Below are 18,500 nucleotides of genomic sequence, written 5' to 3'. Positions count from 1 at the left end.
ATAGCGCAAACAGGCAGTGAGATTCACTACATCGCCGTCCGTTTGCTCATTCCGCCAGCAATCCCGGTTTTCTGCGCGCGCTAACGTTACGTGCAGAAAGCGGAAACAGCTGTACTGAAGTCCGGGATGTCATCCAGACTGAAGCGGCACCCCGACTCTAAAATCTTCACTCCCTCTTTGCAGCAGACACTTCCAGTAAACGTTTTTCGGACGCCCGCCTGGCAAATCGCCTTCAGCAAACAGACCTGAAAAGCAGACAGAGCGGTTCAATCTGCTCTGTCTGCCCTGGATTTACTCAGCCTTTTCCTGCTCTTCACGCTGGCGACGTTTCTCCTGCTTCTTCTTCTCAGCCTTCGCTTTAGCCACGGCCGCTTCACTCATGTCGTTGCGGATCTGCGCGTGGCTGATCAGGGCAAAAATCAGCGTGCCGCCGGTAATGTTGCCGAGCAGCGTCGGCAGGGCAAACGGCCAGAAGAATTCATACCAGCTGATGCTGCCATTAAAGACCAGATAGAGCACTTCCACCGATCCCACCACGATATGCGCCAGATCGCCCAGCGCAACCAGCCAGGTCATCATTACAATCACCAGCAGTTTGGCACCCCCCGCCGAGGGGAACATCCAGACCATGGTGGCGATAATCCAGCCGGAGATCACTGCATTGGCAAACATCTCGCCGGGCGTATTTTCCATTACCTTCATACTGATGTTGGTAAACGCCTGACGGGTAGCTTCGTCAAATATCGGCATCTCATTAAACGCCAGCGCACCCAGCGCCGTCCCGATCAGGTTACCCAGCAAGACGATGCCCCATAAACGTAATAGCAGAGCGCCATTACTCCAGGTCGGTTTGTGCATCACCGGCAGGACTGCCGTGACGGTATTTTCGGTAAACAGCTGCTGACGCGCCATGATGACGATAACAAAACCAAAGGTATAACCCAGGTTTTCAAGCAGAAACGCCCCTGGTACGCCATCCAGATGCACCTGAAATATCCCCTTCGCCATCAGCGAGGCGCCCATGGATAAGCCCGCCGCAATGGCTGACCAGAGCAGCGCCATACCATCGCGCTCCAGCTCCTTCTCCCCATCCTGGCGGATCTCTTCATGGATGGCGGCGGCGCGGGAGGGTAAAGCCTCCTCATCGACTTCGATGTCAGTGCCCTTATCCTTCTCTTCACTCTCGACGTCGTTAGGACCCTGTTCATTACCTGATGAAGGCTTCATATTTTCTCCTGGTGATAGTGCTGTCGCGTAATAAGCGTAGCCGTTTTTTATTTGCTGATAATGTAACGATTGATGCGAATAAGCGTAACAACGTTTTTCGGAACTGCATTTTTATTCATACTGCGGGCGATACCGCACGAATAAACCCATGGCATCGAAACTGAGCGGTGGCTCACACTTCGGCCCACAGCAACATTGTGGTAATATCCCGGCCACTTTTAGCTGGTGCGATTCCCCCCTCGATGTTGGAAATCATTACGCTCACTTGTGCATACGACGAACGTGCGCTGTTCCGGCAGCTCTCATTTCGCGTCTCTGCAGGCGACATTGTGCAGATTGAAGGTCCCAATGGTGCCGGTAAGACCTCACTCTTGCGCCTGCTGGCTGGCCTGAGCCGTCCTGAACAGGGTGAAATACGCTGGCAGCAGCGGCCAATCCTGCGGCAGCGCGAAGCCTGGCATCAGGCGATGCTCTATCTGGGCCATCATCCCGGTGTCAAAGGCGTGCTTACACCGCTGGAAAATCTGCGTTTCTACCATCCTGATTGCAGTGATGCGCAGATCTTTGCTGCGCTGGAAAGCGTCGATCTCACGGGCGACGAAGAGGTGCCGGTTAGCCGGTTATCGGCGGGCCAGCAGCGTCGGGTAGCGCTGGCGCGTCTGTGGCTCAGCCAGGCCCGCATATGGATTCTCGACGAGCCGCTGACCGCCATCGACAAAGCGGGTGTTAAAAAATTAATGGCGAAATTCGCCCGGCATGCCGATAACGGTGGCGCAGTGATCCTGACAACCCATCAGGATTTGCCCGCGGATGCTGCGCGGGTGCGCAAAATTCGCCTCGGCGACGGGGAGGAAGGCTGATGCTGTTTCGCCTCATCCAGCGTGAATTACGCATCGCCTTTCGCAGCGGGGCTGATGTGATCAATCCGCTCTGGTTTTTCCTGATTGTTATTACCCTGTTTCCGCTGGGCATCGGACCTGACCCGCAACAGCTGGCGCGCATTGCACCGGGCGTAGCCTGGGTTGCCGCGCTGCTGGCGTCGCTGCTGGCGCTGGAGCGGCTGTTTCGCGATGACTTCAGCGATGGTTCGCTGGAGCAACTGGTACTGCTGCCGACGCCGCTCCCGGTAACGGTTATCGGCAAAGTAGTGGCGCACTGGCTGGTCACAGGCGTGCCGCTGATAATCCTGTCGCCGCTGGCCGCGCTGCTGCTGTCGCTGGATTTTAATGGCTGGCGGGCGATGGCCCTGACACTGCTGCTCGGCACGCCAACCCTGAGTTTTCTCGGCGCGATTGGTGTAGGTCTCACGGTGGGTTTACGGCGCGGTGGCGTACTGCTTAGCCTGCTGGTGCTGCCGCTGGCCATTCCGGTCTTGATCTTCGCCAGTGCGGCGATGGAGGCGGCCAGTCAGGGGTTGCCGATTAATGGCTATCTGGCGATTCTCGGCGCGATGCTGCTGGGCAGCGCCACGCTCTCCCCGTTTGCCACGGCGGCAGCGCTAAGAATTACTTTGCAATAACAGCCGTTGAAATAACCGCGCGTAAAAGACGCGGCAACACTCTTTTATCGTTAATGTGAGCATTTGATATGTGGAAAGCGTTACATCAGCTGGCCAGGCCCGAACGGCTCTATCAGTTTTCGGGGCGACTGGTGCCGTGGTTCGCCATCTCAGGACTGGCGGCGTTGCTGCTGGGCTGGGCCTGGGGCTTTGGATTTGCTCCCGCTGACTATCAGCAGGGCGACAGTTTCCGCATCATGTACATTCATGTGCCCGCCGCGATGTGGTCGATGGGCATTTATGCCTCGATGGCCATCGCCGCCTTTATCGGTCTGGTGTGGCAGATGAAAATGGCCGATCTGGTTTCCGCCGCCATGGCACCGGTGGGCGCGGTCTTTACCTTTATTGCGCTGGTCACCGGATCCGCATGGGGTAAGCCGATGTGGGGGACCTGGTGGATCTGGGATGCGCGCCTCACTTCGGAGCTGGTGCTGCTGTTCCTCTATATGGGCGTGATTGCGCTCTGGCATGCTTTTGATGACCGCCGCACCGCAGGGCGGGCCGCGGGTGTTCTCATTCTGGTCAGCGTAGTTAATCTGCCGATCATTCACTTTTCAGTACAGTGGTGGAATACCCTGCATCAGGGCTCGTCGGGCATTCTCCAGCAGGCGATTGCGCCAGTGATGCGAACGCCGCTGCGCTGGGCAATCATCGGTTATCTTCTGGTGTTTATCACGCTGACCCTGATGCGGCTGCGCAACCTGATTCTGTTAACCGAACGTCATCGTCCCTGGGCGATTGATGTGGCGAAGCGGGGAGAGCAGGCATGACACCCGCCTTTTCCTCCTGGCACGCTTTCTTTGAGATGGGGGGCTACGCCTTCTATGTCTGGCTGGCGGTTGCCTGCACGCTGATTCCGCTTGTCGGGCTGACGCTGCATACCCTGTTGCTGCGCCGCCGCCTGCTGGCTGAGATCCGCCAGCACGACGCGCGGGAACGCCGCATCCGGGCAGCGAAATCTAAAAAAGCCGCGGCTGAAGCGGCAGGAGAGATATTGTGAATACCCGTCGACGCAACCGCCTCTATGCGGCAGTGGCGATTCTGCTCGGCCTCGGCCTGGCCACCGCGCTGGTGATGTATGCGCTGCGCTCAAACATCGATCTGTTCTATACCCCAGGTGAAATCCTCTACGGCAAAGGCGAGGCGCACGAGAAGCCCGAAGCGGGCCAGCGGCTGCGCGTCGGCGGCATGGTGATGCCCGGCAGTGTCCGGCGCGATCCGAATACGCTTGCCGTGTCGTTCAAACTTTATGATGCCCGCGGCGTGGTCAGCGTCAGTTTTGAAGGCATCCTGCCGGATCTGTTCCGTGAAGGGCAGGGCGTCGTCGCACAGGGCGTGCTGGCGGCGGGCAACCAGGTAATCGCCAAAGAAGTGCTGGCGAAACATGATGAGAAATATACGCCGCCGGAGATTGAAGACGCGATGAAGAGTAATCACACCGGCCCGCAGTCGCTGTATCAGGCGGGAAATAAATCATCATGATGCCCGAGATTGGTACTTTTCTGCTCTGCCTGGCACTGGGACTCTCCCTGCTGCTGAGCAGCTATCCGCTGTGGGGCGCAGTGCGCCAGGATGCCCGCCTGATGGCGATGGCGCGTCCGCTGGCCTGCGGTCTGTTTATCTGCATCGCGGCGGCTTTCGCGCTGCTGGTCTGGGCCTTTATCAGCAACGATTTTACCGTTGCCTATGTCGTCACAAACTCCAACAGCCTGCTGCCGGTTTACTATCGCATTGCTGCCACCTGGGGCGCGCATGAAGGATCGCTGCTGCTTTGGGTGTTGCTGCTCAGCACCTGGACATTAGCGGTGGTGATATTCAGTCGCGGTATGCCGCAGGATGCGCTGGCACGCGTGCTGGCGGTCATGGGCATGATCAATCTCGGCTTCCTGCTGTTTATCCTGCTGACCTCGAATCCATTTGGCCGCACGCTGCCGGACTTTCCGATAGACGGGCACGACCTGAATCCGATGCTGCAGGATATCGGCCTGATCTTCCATCCGCCGCTGCTCTATATGGGTTATGTCGGCTTTTCGGTGGCGTTTGCTTTTGCTATCGCCTCGCTGATGGCCGGACGGCTGGATACGGCCTGGGCGCGCTGGTCGCGTCCCTGGACCACTGCGGCCTGGGTCTTTCTGACGATTGGTATTGTCCTTGGCTCGGCCTGGGCCTATTACGAGCTGGGCTGGGGCGGCTGGTGGTTCTGGGACCCGGTTGAAAATGCGTCGTTTATGCCGTGGCTGGCAGGCACCGCCCTGATGCACTCGCTGGCGGTCACGGAAAAGCGAGGCACCTTTAAGGCCTGGACCGTGCTGCTGGCGATTACCGCGTTTTCGCTGAGCCTGCTGGGGACGTTCCTGGTGCGATCCGGGGTGCTGGTGTCGGTGCATTCCTTCGCCTCCGATCCGGCACGCGGGATGTTTATCCTCGCGTTTCTGGTGATTGTTATCGGCAGTTCGCTCCTGCTCTACGCGATTAAAGGCGGGCAGGTACGTGGCCGGGTGCAGAATGAAACCTGGTCGCGCGAATCGTTTTTGCTGGGTAATAACGTGCTGCTGATTGCCGCGATGCTGGTGGTTCTGCTCGGCACGTTGTTGCCGCTGGTGCACAAGCAACTGGGCCTGGGCAGCATTTCGGTCGGTGAGCCGTTCTTCAACACGATGTTCAGCTGGCTGATGGCGCCGTTTGCTTTGCTGATGGGGATCGGGCCACTGGTGCGCTGGCGTCGCGATGAGCCGCAGAAGCTGGCAAAGCGGCTGGCGCTGGCACTGATCGCGACCCTGGCCTGTTCCGTCATCATTCCCTGGTGGCTGCAGGATCGCATTGAGGCGATGACCGTGGTTGGCCTGCTGATGTCACTCTGGATTATCGTGCTGACGCTGCTGGAACTGCATGAGCGCGCCACTCACCGTCATCCGTTCTTTGCCGGTTTACGTCACCTGTCGCGCAGTCACTGGGGCATGGTACTGGGCCATCTTGGGGTAGGGGTGACGGTGATCGGTATTGCATTCAGCACCCAGTACAGCGTGGAACGCGATGTGCGGATGAAGGCGGGTGATAGCATCGATATTCATCACTATCACTTTGTCTTCCGCGGCGTGCAGAATCTGCAGGGGCCTAACTACAGCGGTGGCATGGGCATCATCGATGTCACGCGCAACGGCAAACATGAAGCGACGCTGCAGGCAGAGAAACGCTTTTATACGGCCGCCCGCACCATGATGACCGAAGCGGCGATTGATGGGGGTTTCAGCCGCGATCTCTATGCGGCGCTGGGCGAAGAGCTGGAGGATGGCGGCTGGGCCGTGCGCATCTACTACAAACCCTTTGTCCGCTGGATCTGGTTCGGTGGCGCGCTGATGGCGCTGGGTGGGCTGTTCTGCCTGTTTGATCCCCGTTATCGTTCGCGCAAAAAAGCGGGAATTGAGGAGCGGACATGAACAAGAAAATCCTGTTTATTCCCCTGATGCTGTTTCTGTTGCTGGCGGCGGCGCTGCTGTGGCAGCTGACACGTAATGCCGATGGCGACGATCCGACCCGTCTCGAATCCGCTCTGATCGGCAAGCCGGTGCCGCTGTTCCGGCTGGAAGCACTCGATCAGCCAGGCAAAACCTACGACCAGCGCGTGCTGACGGATGGCAAACCGATATTGCTGAACGTCTGGGCGACCTGGTGTCCGACCTGTCGCGCCGAGCATCAGTATCTGAATACGCTGGCGGAGCAGGGCATTCGCGTCGTCGGACTGAACTACAAAGACGATCGTCACAAGGCGGTTAACTGGCTGAATACGCTGGGCAACCCCTACGCGCTGAGCCTCTATGATGGCAACGGCATGCTGGGACTGGATCTCGGCGTCTATGGCGCGCCGGAAACTTTTCTGATCGACGGTAAGGGGATCATCCGTTATCGCCACGCGGGCGATCTCAATGCGCGCGTCTGGGATCAGGAAGTGAAACCCTTGTGGGTTAAATACAGCGCGGAGGCGGGATCATGAGAACGCTGTTACTGCTCTGCGGCCTGCTGTTCAGCATCAACCTATGGGCAAGCATCGACACGCTGCAATTTGACTCGGTGGCCCAGGAAGAACAATACCGCGATCTGACCGCTTCACTGCGCTGTCCGAAGTGCCAGAACAACAGCATCGCCGACTCAAACGCCATGATTGCCGCCGATATGCGGCTGAAAGTCTATCAGCTGATGAAGCAGGGCCAGAGTCGCCAGCAGATCATCGACTACATGGTGGCGCGCTATGGCAACTTCGTCAGCTATTCGCCACCGGTCACGCCCTCAACTTTGGTTTTGTGGGCTGGTCCGGCGCTGTTTGCGCTGATGGGCGGCGCGGTGATTATCCTGCGCAGCCGTCAGCGCAAAACCCGCAGTGAGCTGGATGAAGATGAGCAACAGCGTCTTAATGCGCTACTGAAGTCAGACAGGAAGCCGTAATGAGTGCATTTTGGATTACCCTTTTTCTGTTACTGCTGGCGGCCTGTACGCTGTTCCTGGCGGCGGGCTGGCGGCAACGTCAGGCCAGCACAGGCGATCGCGATCGCCTTAATCAGCGCTTCTACCATCAGCGGATAGATGAGCTGGCACAGGATGAAGATCAGGGCGTCGTCGCTGAGCGTCCACTGATGGAGCGGGAGTTACAGCAGACACTGCTGGCGGATATTCCACCGGCACAGACTATGAAATCACACAGCAGCGGTCGCTGGATTTTGCTGCCAGGCCTGATCGTGCTGATTGGGGTATCGCTGGTGACTTACCTGAAAACCGGTGGCCTGGCACAGCTCACGGGCTGGAAGCAGGTGCAGCAGGCGTATCCTGAGCTGCGTGCCCGACTGATGGACCCTGGCGCTAAACCGCTGAGCATGGAGGAGCTGGCGCGTTTACAGCTCGGATTGCGTACCGCGTTGCAAACGGAACCGGATAATCTGGCTGACTGGACGATGCTGGGACGGCTCGGCATGGTGCTGAATAATGCCGATACGGCCAGCCAGGCATTTGAGCATGCGCTACAGCTTGCTCCCAACGATCTGGCGCTAAAACAGGATTATGCCGAAGTCCTGACGCGATCCCCCGACCCGCAGGATAACCGTCAGGCGTCACTGCTGCTGCAGGCATTGCTAAAAGCGGATCCGCAAAACCTGCGTACGCTGAGCCTGCTGGCATTTAATGCTTACGGACAGCAGCAATATGGTCAGGCTATCGACGCATGGCAGACTCTGCTGGGTCTGTTGCCGGCCGGTGATTCGCGACACGCGATGATCGCCCGCAGCATCGAAAAGGCCAGAAGTGCCGCCGGGCAACAGAGTCGTCAACTGGCACTGACCGTGACGCTGGCACCTAAGGCAGAAAAAATGTTACCGCAGGACGGAGTGTTGTATATTTCGGTTTCTGACGGTGCTTCACCGGTGCCGGTGGCTGTTAAGCGGATGCCGCTCAGTCACTTCCCGCTGTCGCTGACGCTGGATGACAGCAACGCCATGATGCCGGATCGCCTGCTTTCGGCGCAGCATCAGGTCGAGGTCCGGGTGCGTATCTCCCGCGACGGCAGCGCCAATCCCCGGCCGGGTGACTGGCTGGGCCTGAGCGCAGTGACGCCCTGGGATGGGCATCAGCCGATCGCGGTAGAGATTAATCAGCAGCTTCCCTGAACGCATCAACTGACCGCGTTCAGGATGATGCGTGCCATTGCCTGCTGCCTCTGGCACAAAGTCAGCTATGCTCATCGGGTAAGTCGATACGATACCGGGCTGTGACCTGAACGATGGGTAGACCTTTTTCATCCGCACAGGGAGATTGGAATGAATTATCGCCTGACCAGCCTGGCTGTCGCCAGCGTCCTTCTGGTAGGTTGTGCCAGTTCAAAGCCGGCGAATAGCGATCCTGCTCAGCGCAGCGATCCGTTCGAAGGCTTTAACCGCACGATGTTTAACTTTAACTACAACGTGCTGGATCCGTATGTATTGCGTCCGGTCGCTGTGGCCTGGCGTGATTATGTGCCAGTGCCGGCACGTACCGGCCTGAGCAATTTCCTCGGCAACCTGGAAGAACCTGCCAGCATGGTCAACGCCATCCTGATCGGTAACGGACGTGATGCGGGTATTCACTTCACCCGTTTCTTCCTGAACAGCGTGCTGGGACTGGGCGGCTTCATTGACGTTGCCGGTAAGGCGAACCCGGAACTGGCGCGTGAAGAGCCGCACCGTTTCGGTACCACGCTGGGTCACTATGGCGTCGGCTACGGGCCTTACGTTGAGTTGCCTGCTTACGGCAGCTTCACGGTGCGTCAGGATGGCGGCGACTACGTCGATACGCTTTATCCGATCCTTGGCTGGCTGACCTGGCCAATGTCGATTGGTAAATGGACGCTTGAAGGGATTGAGACCCGCGCGCAGCTGCTGGACTCTGATGCAATCCTGAAACAGCAGAGCGATCCGTACGCCTTTATCCGTAATGCTTACTTCCAGCGTCACGACTTCCTGGCGCGCGGCGGCAAGCTCAAGCCGGAAGATAATCCTAACGCAGCCGCGATTCAGGATGACCTTAAGGATATTGACGCCGAGTAATCGCCCGCGATGCGCCGCCAGAGATGGCGGTTTTTGCCTCTTTGCGCAGGGCGTATGCTCCCTGATCCATTAAGCGATCCACGGCCACGAAAAAGGGCGACTCACCAGAGTCGCCCTTTTTAATCGTGCTATCTAATCAGAACTTGTAGTTAAAGTTCGCGCCGTAGAGCCAGGCCTTGCCTTCAGAGGTAAAGGTATAAGGACCTTCTTTCACCGTCACTTTCTGTCCGTGCATATAAGAGATGCCTAAATCAACCGAGGCATCATCGTTAAAGGCGTAAGAAGTACCGGCACTCAGCCATAAACGATCCTGGTCCGGGATGGAGATAGAGCGCTTATCGGCCGGAACCGGGCTGTCATCAAATGCAATACCGGTACGGAACGTCCAGTTCTTGTCGTAGGAATAGGTTGTGCCCAGTGCAATACGGTAGGCGTCGTGGAAGCTTTCATCTTTATAGAACAGCGTCTGGCCGTTAGAGCCAGTGGCTTTCAGCTCCTGGAACTGGCTCCAGCTGGTGTAAGCCATGCTGTAGTGAACCGCCCACTGCGGGGCCACTTTATGCCAGCCTGACACTTCCCACATCTCTGGCAGATTCAGCGTTAACGCGCCAGGAACGGTGGTGCCGTTGGTGCCAAAAGGTACGCCTGACACTTCTGGATTATTCACCGCATTCAGCCGGGATGAGAGATTACTTTTGTAATCGCCATCAAAATCAACTTTCACTTCTGAACGATAGGTAAAGCCGAAGCGGTTATTTTCATCCACTTCATACAGGATGCCAGCATTCCAGCCGTAGCCCCACTCATCGCCTTTCAGATGGGCAACCTGCGTATCAGCCGGAACCCCCAGCCGCGCGCCTGACTCACCGGCATAACGCTCAATTTTGGCTTTAGCGTAAACCGCATCAAAACCGATGCCTGCACTAAAATGTTCATTAAACCGATAAGCGGTGCTGAGATTTAAATTGCCGGTCATCAGGTCAGTTTTACCGCCGTAACCGCCAGCGGTGTAGCCATTATTAAACTCTGTTGCTAAGCCGTAGTTTGAGGTTGCAGAGGCGCCAATCCACCACTGATCGTTGATGGGCTGGACGTAATGAATATTGGGTACCCACTGATTAGGGGCAATATTATTCGCATCAAGGCTGCGGCCACTGGGACTGCGACCACTGATATTTACATCCGGCGCAATATAGACAGCCCCGATAGAAAATTCCGGGCGATCCATTAACGCCATTGTCGCCGGGTTACGGCTGGCAGACGCCGCGGTATCACCCATTGCCCCTTCGCCTGAATATGCGCGACCTAAACCAATCGAAGAGAATTCATTTAACTGAAACCCAGCAGCGTAAACGTGGGAAGAGACAAGCGCCACTGCAGCCGCCACGGCTGACTTTGCAAACAGGTTTTTATGGTTCATGACCACAACCTCATGTGAATTATTATTTAACGCTATAACGTCGCGTAACAAAGGACGGCGGATTGTAGGGACTGATGTAAAGCGCACATATCAGACCAGTGCGGAGAGTATAGGTCCGACCTGTGTGCATGTTGCAATATTGTTTTTAAAATATTTCAGGTTTGATCGCTTAAAATTCGATCTGCATAACAAAAAGCCCCTGATCCTGGACAGCATAACCATTCCAGTTTGTTCTGGATCAATTTTTATTGTGATATTCGTCACTTAGCAACAGGTGCGTGGCGCATCTTTCAGCGAGCAGGTAAGATTTCGTCCATAAAATCGCTCAACCTATGCAATTGCTGGTCTGGAGAATGAAATGACTGATGCCATTAAAAAATGCAGTGCGACCGAAACCGCAGCCTGTTGTTGTGTTGATGTCGGCACGGTAATGGATAACACCGATTGCACCGCCAGCTGGTCAGAATGGTTTGCTCAGCGTGCCGATGCGGAAGCGAAATTAGCGCAACTGACCGAACGTGCCCGCGAGGTTGAATCAGAACCCTGTCTGATTGAATCGCGCTTCAGCGAAGTGGATCAGGGAGTGCAGCTGGATATCGATTTCACCTTCAGCTGCCAGGCTGAAACCATGATTTTTCAGCTCGGTTTGCGTTAAGTCCCATTACGCCGCGTCACCGCGGCGTTTTTCATTTTCGTGTTTCCCTTCGCACTTTTTCCCTTCCGATATTGGCGGCTCACCCGCTTGTGGTTAACACTGATCAGGTCAGACCTCTTCAGGTAATGATGCCACAGTCCCAGCCACAGGTGAGAACAATGAGCAAAGCGCAGCCGCTGCTGACGCGTGATGGTGAACGCATCGCAATAACCCACGGATTACGCACCCCTTTCTTACGCCAGGCGACCGGCTTCCATGGCATTCCCGCCATTGAGCTGGGACGTATGGTGGTCAGCGAATTAATGGCGCGCAGTGAACTGCCGGCTGAGGTGATCGAGCAACTGGTCTTTGGGCAGGTGGTGCAGATGCCGGAAGCGCCGAACATTGCGCGTGAAATTGTATTAAGCAGCGGGTTGAGTGTGCATACCGATGCCTACAGCGTCAGCCGTGCCTGCGCCACCAGCTTTCAGGCGGTAGCGAATGTGGCAGAAAGTCTGCTGGCGGGCACCATCTCTGCCGGTATTGCCGGTGGCGCAGACTCTTCGTCGGTGTTGCCGATTGGGGTCAGTAAAACGCTGGCCCGCGCGCTGGTGGATCTCAATAAAGCCCGCAGCTTCGGTCAAAAACTGCACATCCTGCGGCGTCTGCGTCCGCGTGATCTGCTGCCGGTCCCGCCCGCAGTGGCGGAGTATTCGACCGGCCTGCGCATGGGCGACACTGCGGAGCAGATGGCTAAGAGTCACGGCATCACGCGCGAAGCACAGGATGCGCTGGCGCTGCGATCCCATCAGCATGCCGCAAGGGCCTGGCAATCCGGGGTACTGAATCAGGAAGTCATGGCAGCCTTTGTGCCGCCGTGGAAAAGCGCCATCGATCAGGACAATAACGTGCGGATGAACGCCAAAGCGGAGGATTACGCCCGACTGCGTCCGGCATTTGATCGCCAGCACGGCAGCGTCACCGCGGCCAACAGCACGCCTCTCACCGACGGCGCGGCGGCAGTGATTCTGATGCGCGAGGGCCGCGCCCGTGAACTGGGCATCAGGCCGCTGGGCTATCTGCGCAGCTACGCCTTTACCGCCATTGGTGTGCAGCAGGATATGCTGCTGGGCCCGGCTTACGCTTCACCACTGGCACTGGATCGCGCCGGCATAACCCTGGCCGATCTGACGCTGATCGATATGCATGAAGCTTTTGCTGCCCAGACGCTGAGCAACCTGCACATGTTTCGCGACGAGCGCTTTGCCCGTGAGGTGCTGAATCGGCCACATGCGCTAGGCGAAGTGAATGAAGAGCGCTTTAACGTGCTGGGCGGATCGATCGCCTATGGTCATCCTTTTGCCGCCACGGGTGCGCGCATGATCACCCAGACGCTGAATGAATTACGCCGTCGCGGTGGCGGGTTAGGACTGGTCACGGCCTGCGCGGCAGGCGGCCTGGGTGCGGCAATGATTCTGGAGGCCGAATAATGGAGCAGAATGCGTTTCATCTGAAGATGCGACTGGATCACGTCGGCATCATTACGATCGATGTCCCTGGTGAGAAGATGAACACCCTGAAAGCGGAATTTGCCGGGCAGATCACCGCCATCATTGCGGAAGCGCGACGCGATCCGCAACTGGCTGGCCTGGTGCTGATTTCCGGCAAAGCGGACAACTTCATCGCGGGCGCAGACATCAGCATGATTGACCGCTGTAAGAGCGCGCAGGAAGCCGAAGCGCTGGCAAAACAGGGCCAGGAAGTGATGGCTGCGCTCGACGCGCTGCCGTTCCCGGTGGTCGCGGCAATCCACGGCGCCTGCCTGGGAGGCGGACTGGAACTGGCGCTGGCCTGTGATGCCCGTATCTGCTCGCTGGATGATAAAACCCGCCTCGGTTTGCCGGAAGTGCAACTCGGCTTACTGCCAGGCTCTGGCGGCACTCAGCGGCTGCCACGCTTAATCGGCGTGCAGCAGGCGCTGCCACTGATTCTGACTGGCAAAGCCCTGCGGGCGAAACAGGCCCGTAAGCTGGGCGTGGTCGATGACGCGGTGCCGCAGGCGATTCTGCTGGAGACCGCCATTGCCCGGGTGAAAAAGGGCAAGGTTAGTGGACGAACGCTGCCACTGAGCGATCGTCTGCTACATGGTCCGGTTGGCCGTCAGGCGCTGTTTGCGCTGGCGACCCGACAGACCGTAGCCAAAACGCAGGGTAACTATCCGGCAGCAAAACGCATTATTGAGGTGGTGCGCATCGGGCTGGAGCAGGGCAGTCGGGCCGGACATGAGGCTGAAGCACGCGCTTTTGGTGAGCTGGCGATGACGCCAGAATCTGTTGCGCTGCGCGGGATCTTTTTCGCGACTACGGCTATGAAAAAGGAGCGGGGCGGTGAAGCGGAACCCGGCACCGTTAAGCGTGTTGGTATCCTCGGCGGCGGCCTGATGGGCGGCGGCATCGCCAGCGTCACTGCAATCAACGCCGGGTTGCCGGTACGCATTAAAGATATCAGCCTGGAAGGGGTGAACCATGCGCTGAAAACCAGCTGGGAACTGCTGAGCAAAAAGGTTAAACGCCGCCAGCTCACTCCGGCACAGCGTCAGCAGCAGATGGCACGTATCACGGGCGGCATCGATTATCAGGGCTTCTCACAGCGCGACGTGGTAATTGAAGCCGTATTCGAAGATTTAGCCCTTAAGCAGCAGATGGTCAGCGAAGTGGAGGCACACTGTCAGCCGCATACGCTGTTTGCCTCAAATACCTCTTCGCTGCCGATTGAGGCGATCGCCGCCGGCGCCCAGCGTCCTGAGAACGTCATCGGGCTGCACTATTTCAGTCCGGTAGAGAAAATGCCGCTGGTGGAGGTGATTCCTCATCTGAATACCTCTACCGCGACGCTGGTGACGATTGTGGCGCTGGCGCGCAGCCAGGGTAAAACTCCGATTGTGGTGGCGGACAAGCCTGGCTTCTATGTTAACCGCATCCTGACGCCCTATATAAATGAAGCGATGCGCTGCCTGCTGGAGGGCGAACCGATTGACCATATTGATCGGGCGCTGGTGAAGTTTGGTTTCCCGGTCGGCCCGATTCAGCTGCTGGATGAGGTCGGTATCGACGTTGGCAGCAAAATCAGTCCCATCCTGTATCAGGCTTATGGTGAACGCTTTGCCGCGCCAGCCGCTTTTGATGCGGTGCTGAAAGATGGCCGCAAGGGGCGTAAAAACAGTAAAGGCTTTTATCGCTATGACCAGCCGCGCTGGCAGCGTAAAAAACCGGACGCTTCGCTGTATACGTTGCTGAAAGTCTCGCCGCAGGCCAGGCAGAGCGAAGCGCAGATTGCTGAACGCTGCGTGATGATGATGCTGAACGAAGCGGCTCGCTGTCTTGATGAGCAGGTGGTTCGCTGCGCCCGCGATGGGGATATCGGTGCGGTGTTTGGCATCGGCTTTCCGCCTTTCTTAGGCGGCCCGTTCCACTACATGGACAAACTGGGCGCGGCGGAAGTGGTCAACAGATTAACCCGGCTTGCGCAGCAGCATGGCGAACGATTCACACCCTGTGAGGCGCTGATTCAGGCGGCTGCAAAATAGACGAAATTTTACATTTCTGCTGAATATGGAATAACCAATCCGATTCAGCGGCTTAGAAAAGCGCCGCCAGAGTGTGCGGCGCAGCATGATTCTGAGAAGTGCTTATTTAATAAACAACCGGTTGACTATACTAAAGCCATTAGGGTAAAACACAGCGTTCATTCGCAGAGTGAAGAGTCAGGCGCTACGCGTCGGGCGATGTCGACAAACAACAGCGGTGCTTTATGCAAGTTTTTATCATGCGTCACGGCGATGCGGCTCTGGAAGCAGCCAGTGATTCAGTCAGGCCTTTAACCTTATGTGGCTGCAATGAATCACGTCAGATGGCCAACTGGCTTAACAGCCAGACGCCGGACATTGAGCGTGTCCTGGTGAGTCCCTATTTACGCGCGCAGCAAACGCTCGCGACCGTGCGTGAAGCCTTTCCCTTGCCGGAAAGCCAGGACGTTCTGCCGGAATTAACGCCGGGCGGCGATCCGGAGATGGTCGGGTGTTATCTGCAGGCCCTGGCGAATGAAGGCGTGAAATCGGCTCTGGTGATCTCACATTTACCGTTGGTGGGGTATTTAGTCTCTGAACTGTGCCCGCAGGAAGCACCGCCAATGTTTGCCACTTCCGCTATTGCCTGCGTGGAATTCGATCCCGCGGCGAGTGCCGGTAAACTGCTGTGGCAGGTCAGTCCCAAAAAGCTGGCTAAAGCAATCTGACGTCTGTGGGCCGATCATTCCGGCCCCTCTCAGGGCAATTCAGGCGGTTGCCACTCCTCAATCTCAATCAAAACCAGCAGCGCGGCGTCACCGCCGAACATTTTGGGTGCCTGATGAAAAGCCATCACCCACGGATGCTGGGCCAGCCACAGCGGCGTCTGCTGCTTCAGGATATGCTTTCCATGACCGGTCATGACGCTGGCGCAGAACAGATGTTCACGGCGGCAGGCGGCGATCAGTGCCCCCAGTTCCTGCTTGGCCTGCTGCTGCGTTAAGCCGTGCAGATCGAGGAAAATCTCTGGCGTATAGTCGCCACGACGTAATTTTTTCAGCTCAAAATGGCTGACATCGGCGCGCACATAACGGGTGGCACCTTCCGTTGAGAGCAGTGGCTGAAACTCATCCGAAAAGTAATGACTGTTGTCCGCCTGCTCTGAAAGCAGACGCTTTACCGGGATGTGGCGGGTTTTAACCGGCGCTTTGTGGACAAACGTGTCCTGTTTTAACTGGCGTGTACCCGTCATCAACTGGCGAAATAGCGCCTGGTCATCCGGGCTTAGTGGTGTTTTTTTACTCATGGCAGGTCAGTCATATCAGAAAAGGCTGTCACACAGCAGAGCCGATACCTTACCGTTAAGCGTCATTAAATGTCAGCTTTTTCACCTCGCTGCGCTGAATTCTCCCCGGCTTCATGGCACACTACTGGCCGATTTAGCAAAAGGCCTGCGGAGGGCTACGTGGACAAAATTTTCGTCGATGAGGCAGTGAACGAACTGCACACCATTCAGGACATGCTGCGCTGGGCGGTCAGCCGCTTTTCCGCTGCCGGAATCTGGTACGGACATGGCACAGACAATCCCTGGGACGAAGCCGTTCAACTGGTCCTGCCGTCACTCTGGCTGCCGCTGGATATTCCTGAAGATATGCGCAATGCGCGTCTGACCGCCAGCGAACGTCTTCTGATCGTCGAGCGCGTCATTCGTCGCGTTAACGAGCGCATTCCGGTCGCCTATCTGACCAATAAAGCCTGGTTCTGCGGCCACGAGTTCTTTGTTGATGAGCGCGTGCTGGTGCCGCGTTCACCGATTGGCGAACTGATTGAGAACCGCTTTGCCGGTCTGGTCAGCACGCCACCTCATCATATTCTGGATATGTGTACCGGCAGCGGCTGTATTGCGATTGCCTGCGCCTATGCCTTCCCGGAAGCGGAAGTGGACGCGGTGGATATCTCTACCGGTGCGCTGGCGGTTGCCGAGCAGAACATTGAAGAACATGGCCTGATTCATCAGGTTACGCCGATTCGCGCTGACCTGTTCCGCGAATTGCCACCGCTGAAATATGATCTGATCGTCACCAATCCGCCGTATGTTGATGCGGAAGATATGGATGATCTGCCGAACGAATATCGCCACGAACCAGAGCTGGGGCTGGCGGCAGGCAGCGACGGCCTGAAGCTGGTGCGTCGCATTCTGGCCTGTGCACCGGATTATCTCAGCGAGCAGGGCGTCCTGGTCTGCGAAGTGGGTAACAGTATGGTGCACATGATCGAGCAGTATCCCGATGTGCCCTTTACCTGGCTGGAATTCGACAACGGCGGTGACGGCGTCTTTACGCTGACGCGCCAGCAGATTGTCGACGCAAAACACCATTTCTCTTTTTACAAAGACTAAAAGTGGGGCGAAGCATCGCCCGCCGAACCCTGAGAAGGAAATAGCATGGCCGGAAACAGCATCGGGCAATTTTTTCGAGTAACGACCTTTGGCGAGTCCCATGGGCTTGCGCTGGGCTGTATCGTTGACGGCGTGCCGCCAGGCATCCCGCTGACCGAAGCGGATATTCAGCATGACCTCGATCGCCGTCGTCCTGGCACATCGCGCTATACCACGCAGCGCCGCGAGCCGGATCAGGTGAAAATTTTGTCCGGCGTCTTTGAGGGGGTGACCACCGGTACTTCGATTGGCCTGCTGATTGAAAATACCGATCAGCGTTCGCAGGATTACGGCGCTATCAAAGATCTCTTCCGGCCGGGCCATGCTGATTACACCTACGAGCAGAAATATGGTCAGCGCGACTACCGTGGCGGTGGACGCTCGTCGGCGCGCGAAACCGCGATGCGCGTGGCGGCCGGTGCGATTGCCAAGAAATACCTGCAGATGAAACACGGTGTCGTGGTGCGCGGCTATCTGTCACAGATTGGTGACATCGCCTGTGAGCTGAAAGACTGGAGCATCGTGGAAGAGAATCCATTCTTCTGCCCGGATGCGGACAAGCTGGAGGCGCTGGATGAACTGATGCGCGGCCTGAAAAAAGAGGGCGACTCCATTGGCGCTAAAGTCACGGTCATGGCAGATCACGTGCCGCCAGGCCTGGGCGAGCCGGTATTTGACCGACTGGATGCCGATCTGGCGCATGCGCTGATGAGTATTAATGCCGTTAAAGGCGTTGAAATCGGCGACGGCTTTGCGGTGGTTAACCAGCGCGGCAGTCAGCATCGCGACGAGATCCGCCACGATGGTTTCCAGAGCAACCACGCCGGGGGGATTCTGGGCGGCATCAGCAGCGGCCAGACCATCAGCGCCAATCTGGCGATGAAACCAACCTCCAGCATCACCGTGCCGGGTAAAACTATTACCCGCGACGGCGAAGAAGTGGAGATGATCACCAAAGGCCGCCACGATCCCTGCGTCGGGATCCGCGCAGTGCCGATCGCCGAGGCGATGATGGCGATCGTCCTGATGGATCATCTGCTGCGCCAGCGGGCGCAGAACGGTGACGTTAACAGCTCCGTACCGCGCTGGTGAT

19 protein-coding genes are annotated in these 18,500 nt (G+C 57.3%); 16 read left to right on the top strand and 3 right to left on the bottom strand.

Features of this window, described 5'->3' with window-relative positions:
* Positions 1–291: 291 nt before the first annotated feature.
* A complete protein-coding gene (locus tag PAG01S_RS11440) occupies positions 292–1,227 on the bottom strand; it encodes a formate/nitrite transporter family protein (protein WP_010671426.1) in 936 nt (311 codons plus the stop codon).
* Positions 1,228–1,469: 242 nt separating this feature from the next.
* On the opposite strand from PAG01S_RS11440, the gene ccmA reads away from it, so the two are divergent.
* The 10 genes from ccmA (at position 1,470) to mlaA (ending at position 9,351) form a co-directional block, all read left to right on the top strand.
* Positions 1,470–2,087 carry a cytochrome c biogenesis heme-transporting ATPase CcmA gene (ccmA, locus tag PAG01S_RS11435; protein WP_033767505.1) on the top strand — a complete coding sequence of 206 codons (618 nt, stop codon included), beginning with the start codon at positions 1,470–1,472 and terminating at the stop codon, positions 2,085–2,087.
* Positions 2,087–2,746 (top strand): heme exporter protein CcmB, encoded by a 660-nt coding sequence (gene ccmB, locus PAG01S_RS11430; protein WP_010257910.1) that lies wholly within the window; start codon positions 2,087–2,089, stop codon positions 2,744–2,746. The genes ccmA and ccmB overlap by 1 nt, the downstream gene beginning before the upstream one ends.
* Positions 2,747–2,814: 68 nt before the next feature.
* Positions 2,815–3,555: a heme ABC transporter permease gene (locus PAG01S_RS11425; RefSeq protein WP_062758728.1), complete on the top strand. Its 741-nt coding sequence runs from the start codon at positions 2,815–2,817 to the stop codon at positions 3,553–3,555.
* Positions 3,552–3,785: a heme exporter protein CcmD gene (ccmD, locus tag PAG01S_RS11420; protein WP_060680658.1), complete on the top strand. Its 234-nt coding sequence runs from the start codon at positions 3,552–3,554 to the stop codon at positions 3,783–3,785. Before PAG01S_RS11425 ends, ccmD begins: the two co-directional genes overlap by 4 nt.
* Positions 3,782–4,267: a cytochrome c maturation protein CcmE gene (gene ccmE / locus PAG01S_RS11415; RefSeq protein WP_010671430.1), complete on the top strand. Its 486-nt coding sequence runs from the start codon at positions 3,782–3,784 to the stop codon at positions 4,265–4,267. Before ccmD ends, ccmE begins: the two co-directional genes overlap by 4 nt.
* Positions 4,264–6,222, top strand: a complete 1,959-nt coding sequence (locus PAG01S_RS11410; protein ID WP_062758725.1) for a heme lyase CcmF/NrfE family subunit — start codon at positions 4,264–4,266, stop codon at positions 6,220–6,222. Before ccmE ends, PAG01S_RS11410 begins: the two co-directional genes overlap by 4 nt.
* Positions 6,219–6,776: a DsbE family thiol:disulfide interchange protein gene (locus tag PAG01S_RS11405; protein ID WP_010257920.1), complete on the top strand. Its 558-nt coding sequence runs from the start codon at positions 6,219–6,221 to the stop codon at positions 6,774–6,776. The genes PAG01S_RS11410 and PAG01S_RS11405 overlap by 4 nt, the downstream gene beginning before the upstream one ends.
* Positions 6,773–7,225 (top strand): cytochrome c-type biogenesis protein, encoded by a 453-nt coding sequence (locus tag PAG01S_RS11400; RefSeq protein ID WP_081114152.1) that lies wholly within the window; start codon positions 6,773–6,775, stop codon positions 7,223–7,225. Before PAG01S_RS11405 ends, PAG01S_RS11400 begins: the two co-directional genes overlap by 4 nt.
* Positions 7,225–8,436, top strand: a complete 1,212-nt coding sequence (gene ccmI, locus PAG01S_RS11395) for a c-type cytochrome biogenesis protein CcmI (protein ID WP_062758719.1) — start codon at positions 7,225–7,227, stop codon at positions 8,434–8,436. Before PAG01S_RS11400 ends, ccmI begins: the two co-directional genes overlap by 1 nt.
* Positions 8,437–8,586: 150 nt before the next feature.
* Complete coding sequence (mlaA, locus tag PAG01S_RS11390; RefSeq protein WP_010257927.1) at positions 8,587–9,351, top strand: phospholipid-binding lipoprotein MlaA; 765 nt, start codon at positions 8,587–8,589, stop codon at positions 9,349–9,351.
* A gap of 136 nt (positions 9,352–9,487) precedes the next feature.
* On the opposite strand, the gene fadL is transcribed toward mlaA, so the two are convergent.
* Positions 9,488–10,771: a long-chain fatty acid transporter FadL gene (gene fadL / locus PAG01S_RS11385; RefSeq protein ID WP_010671434.1), complete on the bottom strand. Its 1,284-nt coding sequence runs from the start codon at positions 10,769–10,771 to the stop codon at positions 9,488–9,490.
* 358 nt (positions 10,772–11,129) lie between these two features.
* Between fadL and PAG01S_RS11380 the strand changes: the two genes are divergently transcribed.
* From PAG01S_RS11380 to sixA, 4 genes are all read left to right on the top strand, one after another.
* Complete coding sequence (locus tag PAG01S_RS11380) at positions 11,130–11,426, top strand: YfcZ/YiiS family protein (RefSeq protein ID WP_010671435.1); 297 nt, start codon at positions 11,130–11,132, stop codon at positions 11,424–11,426.
* Positions 11,427–11,584: 158 nt separating this feature from the next.
* Positions 11,585–12,895 carry an acetyl-CoA C-acyltransferase FadI gene (gene fadI / locus PAG01S_RS11375; protein WP_033767497.1) on the top strand — a complete coding sequence of 437 codons (1,311 nt, stop codon included), beginning with the start codon at positions 11,585–11,587 and terminating at the stop codon, positions 12,893–12,895.
* Positions 12,895–14,991 (top strand): fatty acid oxidation complex subunit alpha FadJ, encoded by a 2,097-nt coding sequence (gene fadJ / locus PAG01S_RS11370; protein WP_062758716.1) that lies wholly within the window; start codon positions 12,895–12,897, stop codon positions 14,989–14,991. The genes fadI and fadJ overlap by 1 nt, the downstream gene beginning before the upstream one ends.
* 224 nt (positions 14,992–15,215) lie before the next feature.
* On the top strand, positions 15,216–15,698 hold the full coding sequence (sixA, locus tag PAG01S_RS11365; protein ID WP_010257941.1) for a phosphohistidine phosphatase SixA: 483 nt from the start codon (positions 15,216–15,218) through the stop codon (positions 15,696–15,698).
* Positions 15,699–15,727: 29 nt separating this feature from the next.
* Here sixA and smrB read toward each other — a convergent pair whose 3' ends face one another.
* The gene (gene smrB, locus PAG01S_RS11360) at positions 15,728–16,276 is read right to left on the bottom strand and encodes an endonuclease SmrB (protein WP_010257944.1); all 549 of its coding nucleotides are present in this window, start codon (positions 16,274–16,276) and stop codon (positions 15,728–15,730) included.
* Between the two features lie 159 nt (positions 16,277–16,435).
* Here smrB and prmB point away from each other — a divergent pair, with 159 nt between their 5' ends.
* Together prmB and aroC are read left to right on the top strand one after the other, a co-directional pair.
* Complete coding sequence (gene prmB / locus PAG01S_RS11355) at positions 16,436–17,368, top strand: 50S ribosomal protein L3 N(5)-glutamine methyltransferase (protein WP_010257947.1); 933 nt, start codon at positions 16,436–16,438, stop codon at positions 17,366–17,368.
* 45 nt (positions 17,369–17,413) lie between these two features.
* Positions 17,414–18,499, top strand: coding sequence for a chorismate synthase (gene aroC, locus PAG01S_RS11350; protein WP_010257950.1), 1,086 nt, complete (start codon positions 17,414–17,416; stop codon positions 18,497–18,499).
* Position 18,500 lies beyond the last annotated feature (1 nt).

The sequence above is a fragment of the Pantoea agglomerans NBRC 102470 genome (genome assembly GCF_001598475.1).
GTDB lineage: Bacteria > Pseudomonadota > Gammaproteobacteria > Enterobacterales > Enterobacteriaceae > Pantoea > Pantoea agglomerans.
This window is presented reverse-complemented; position numbering and strand designations above follow the sequence as displayed.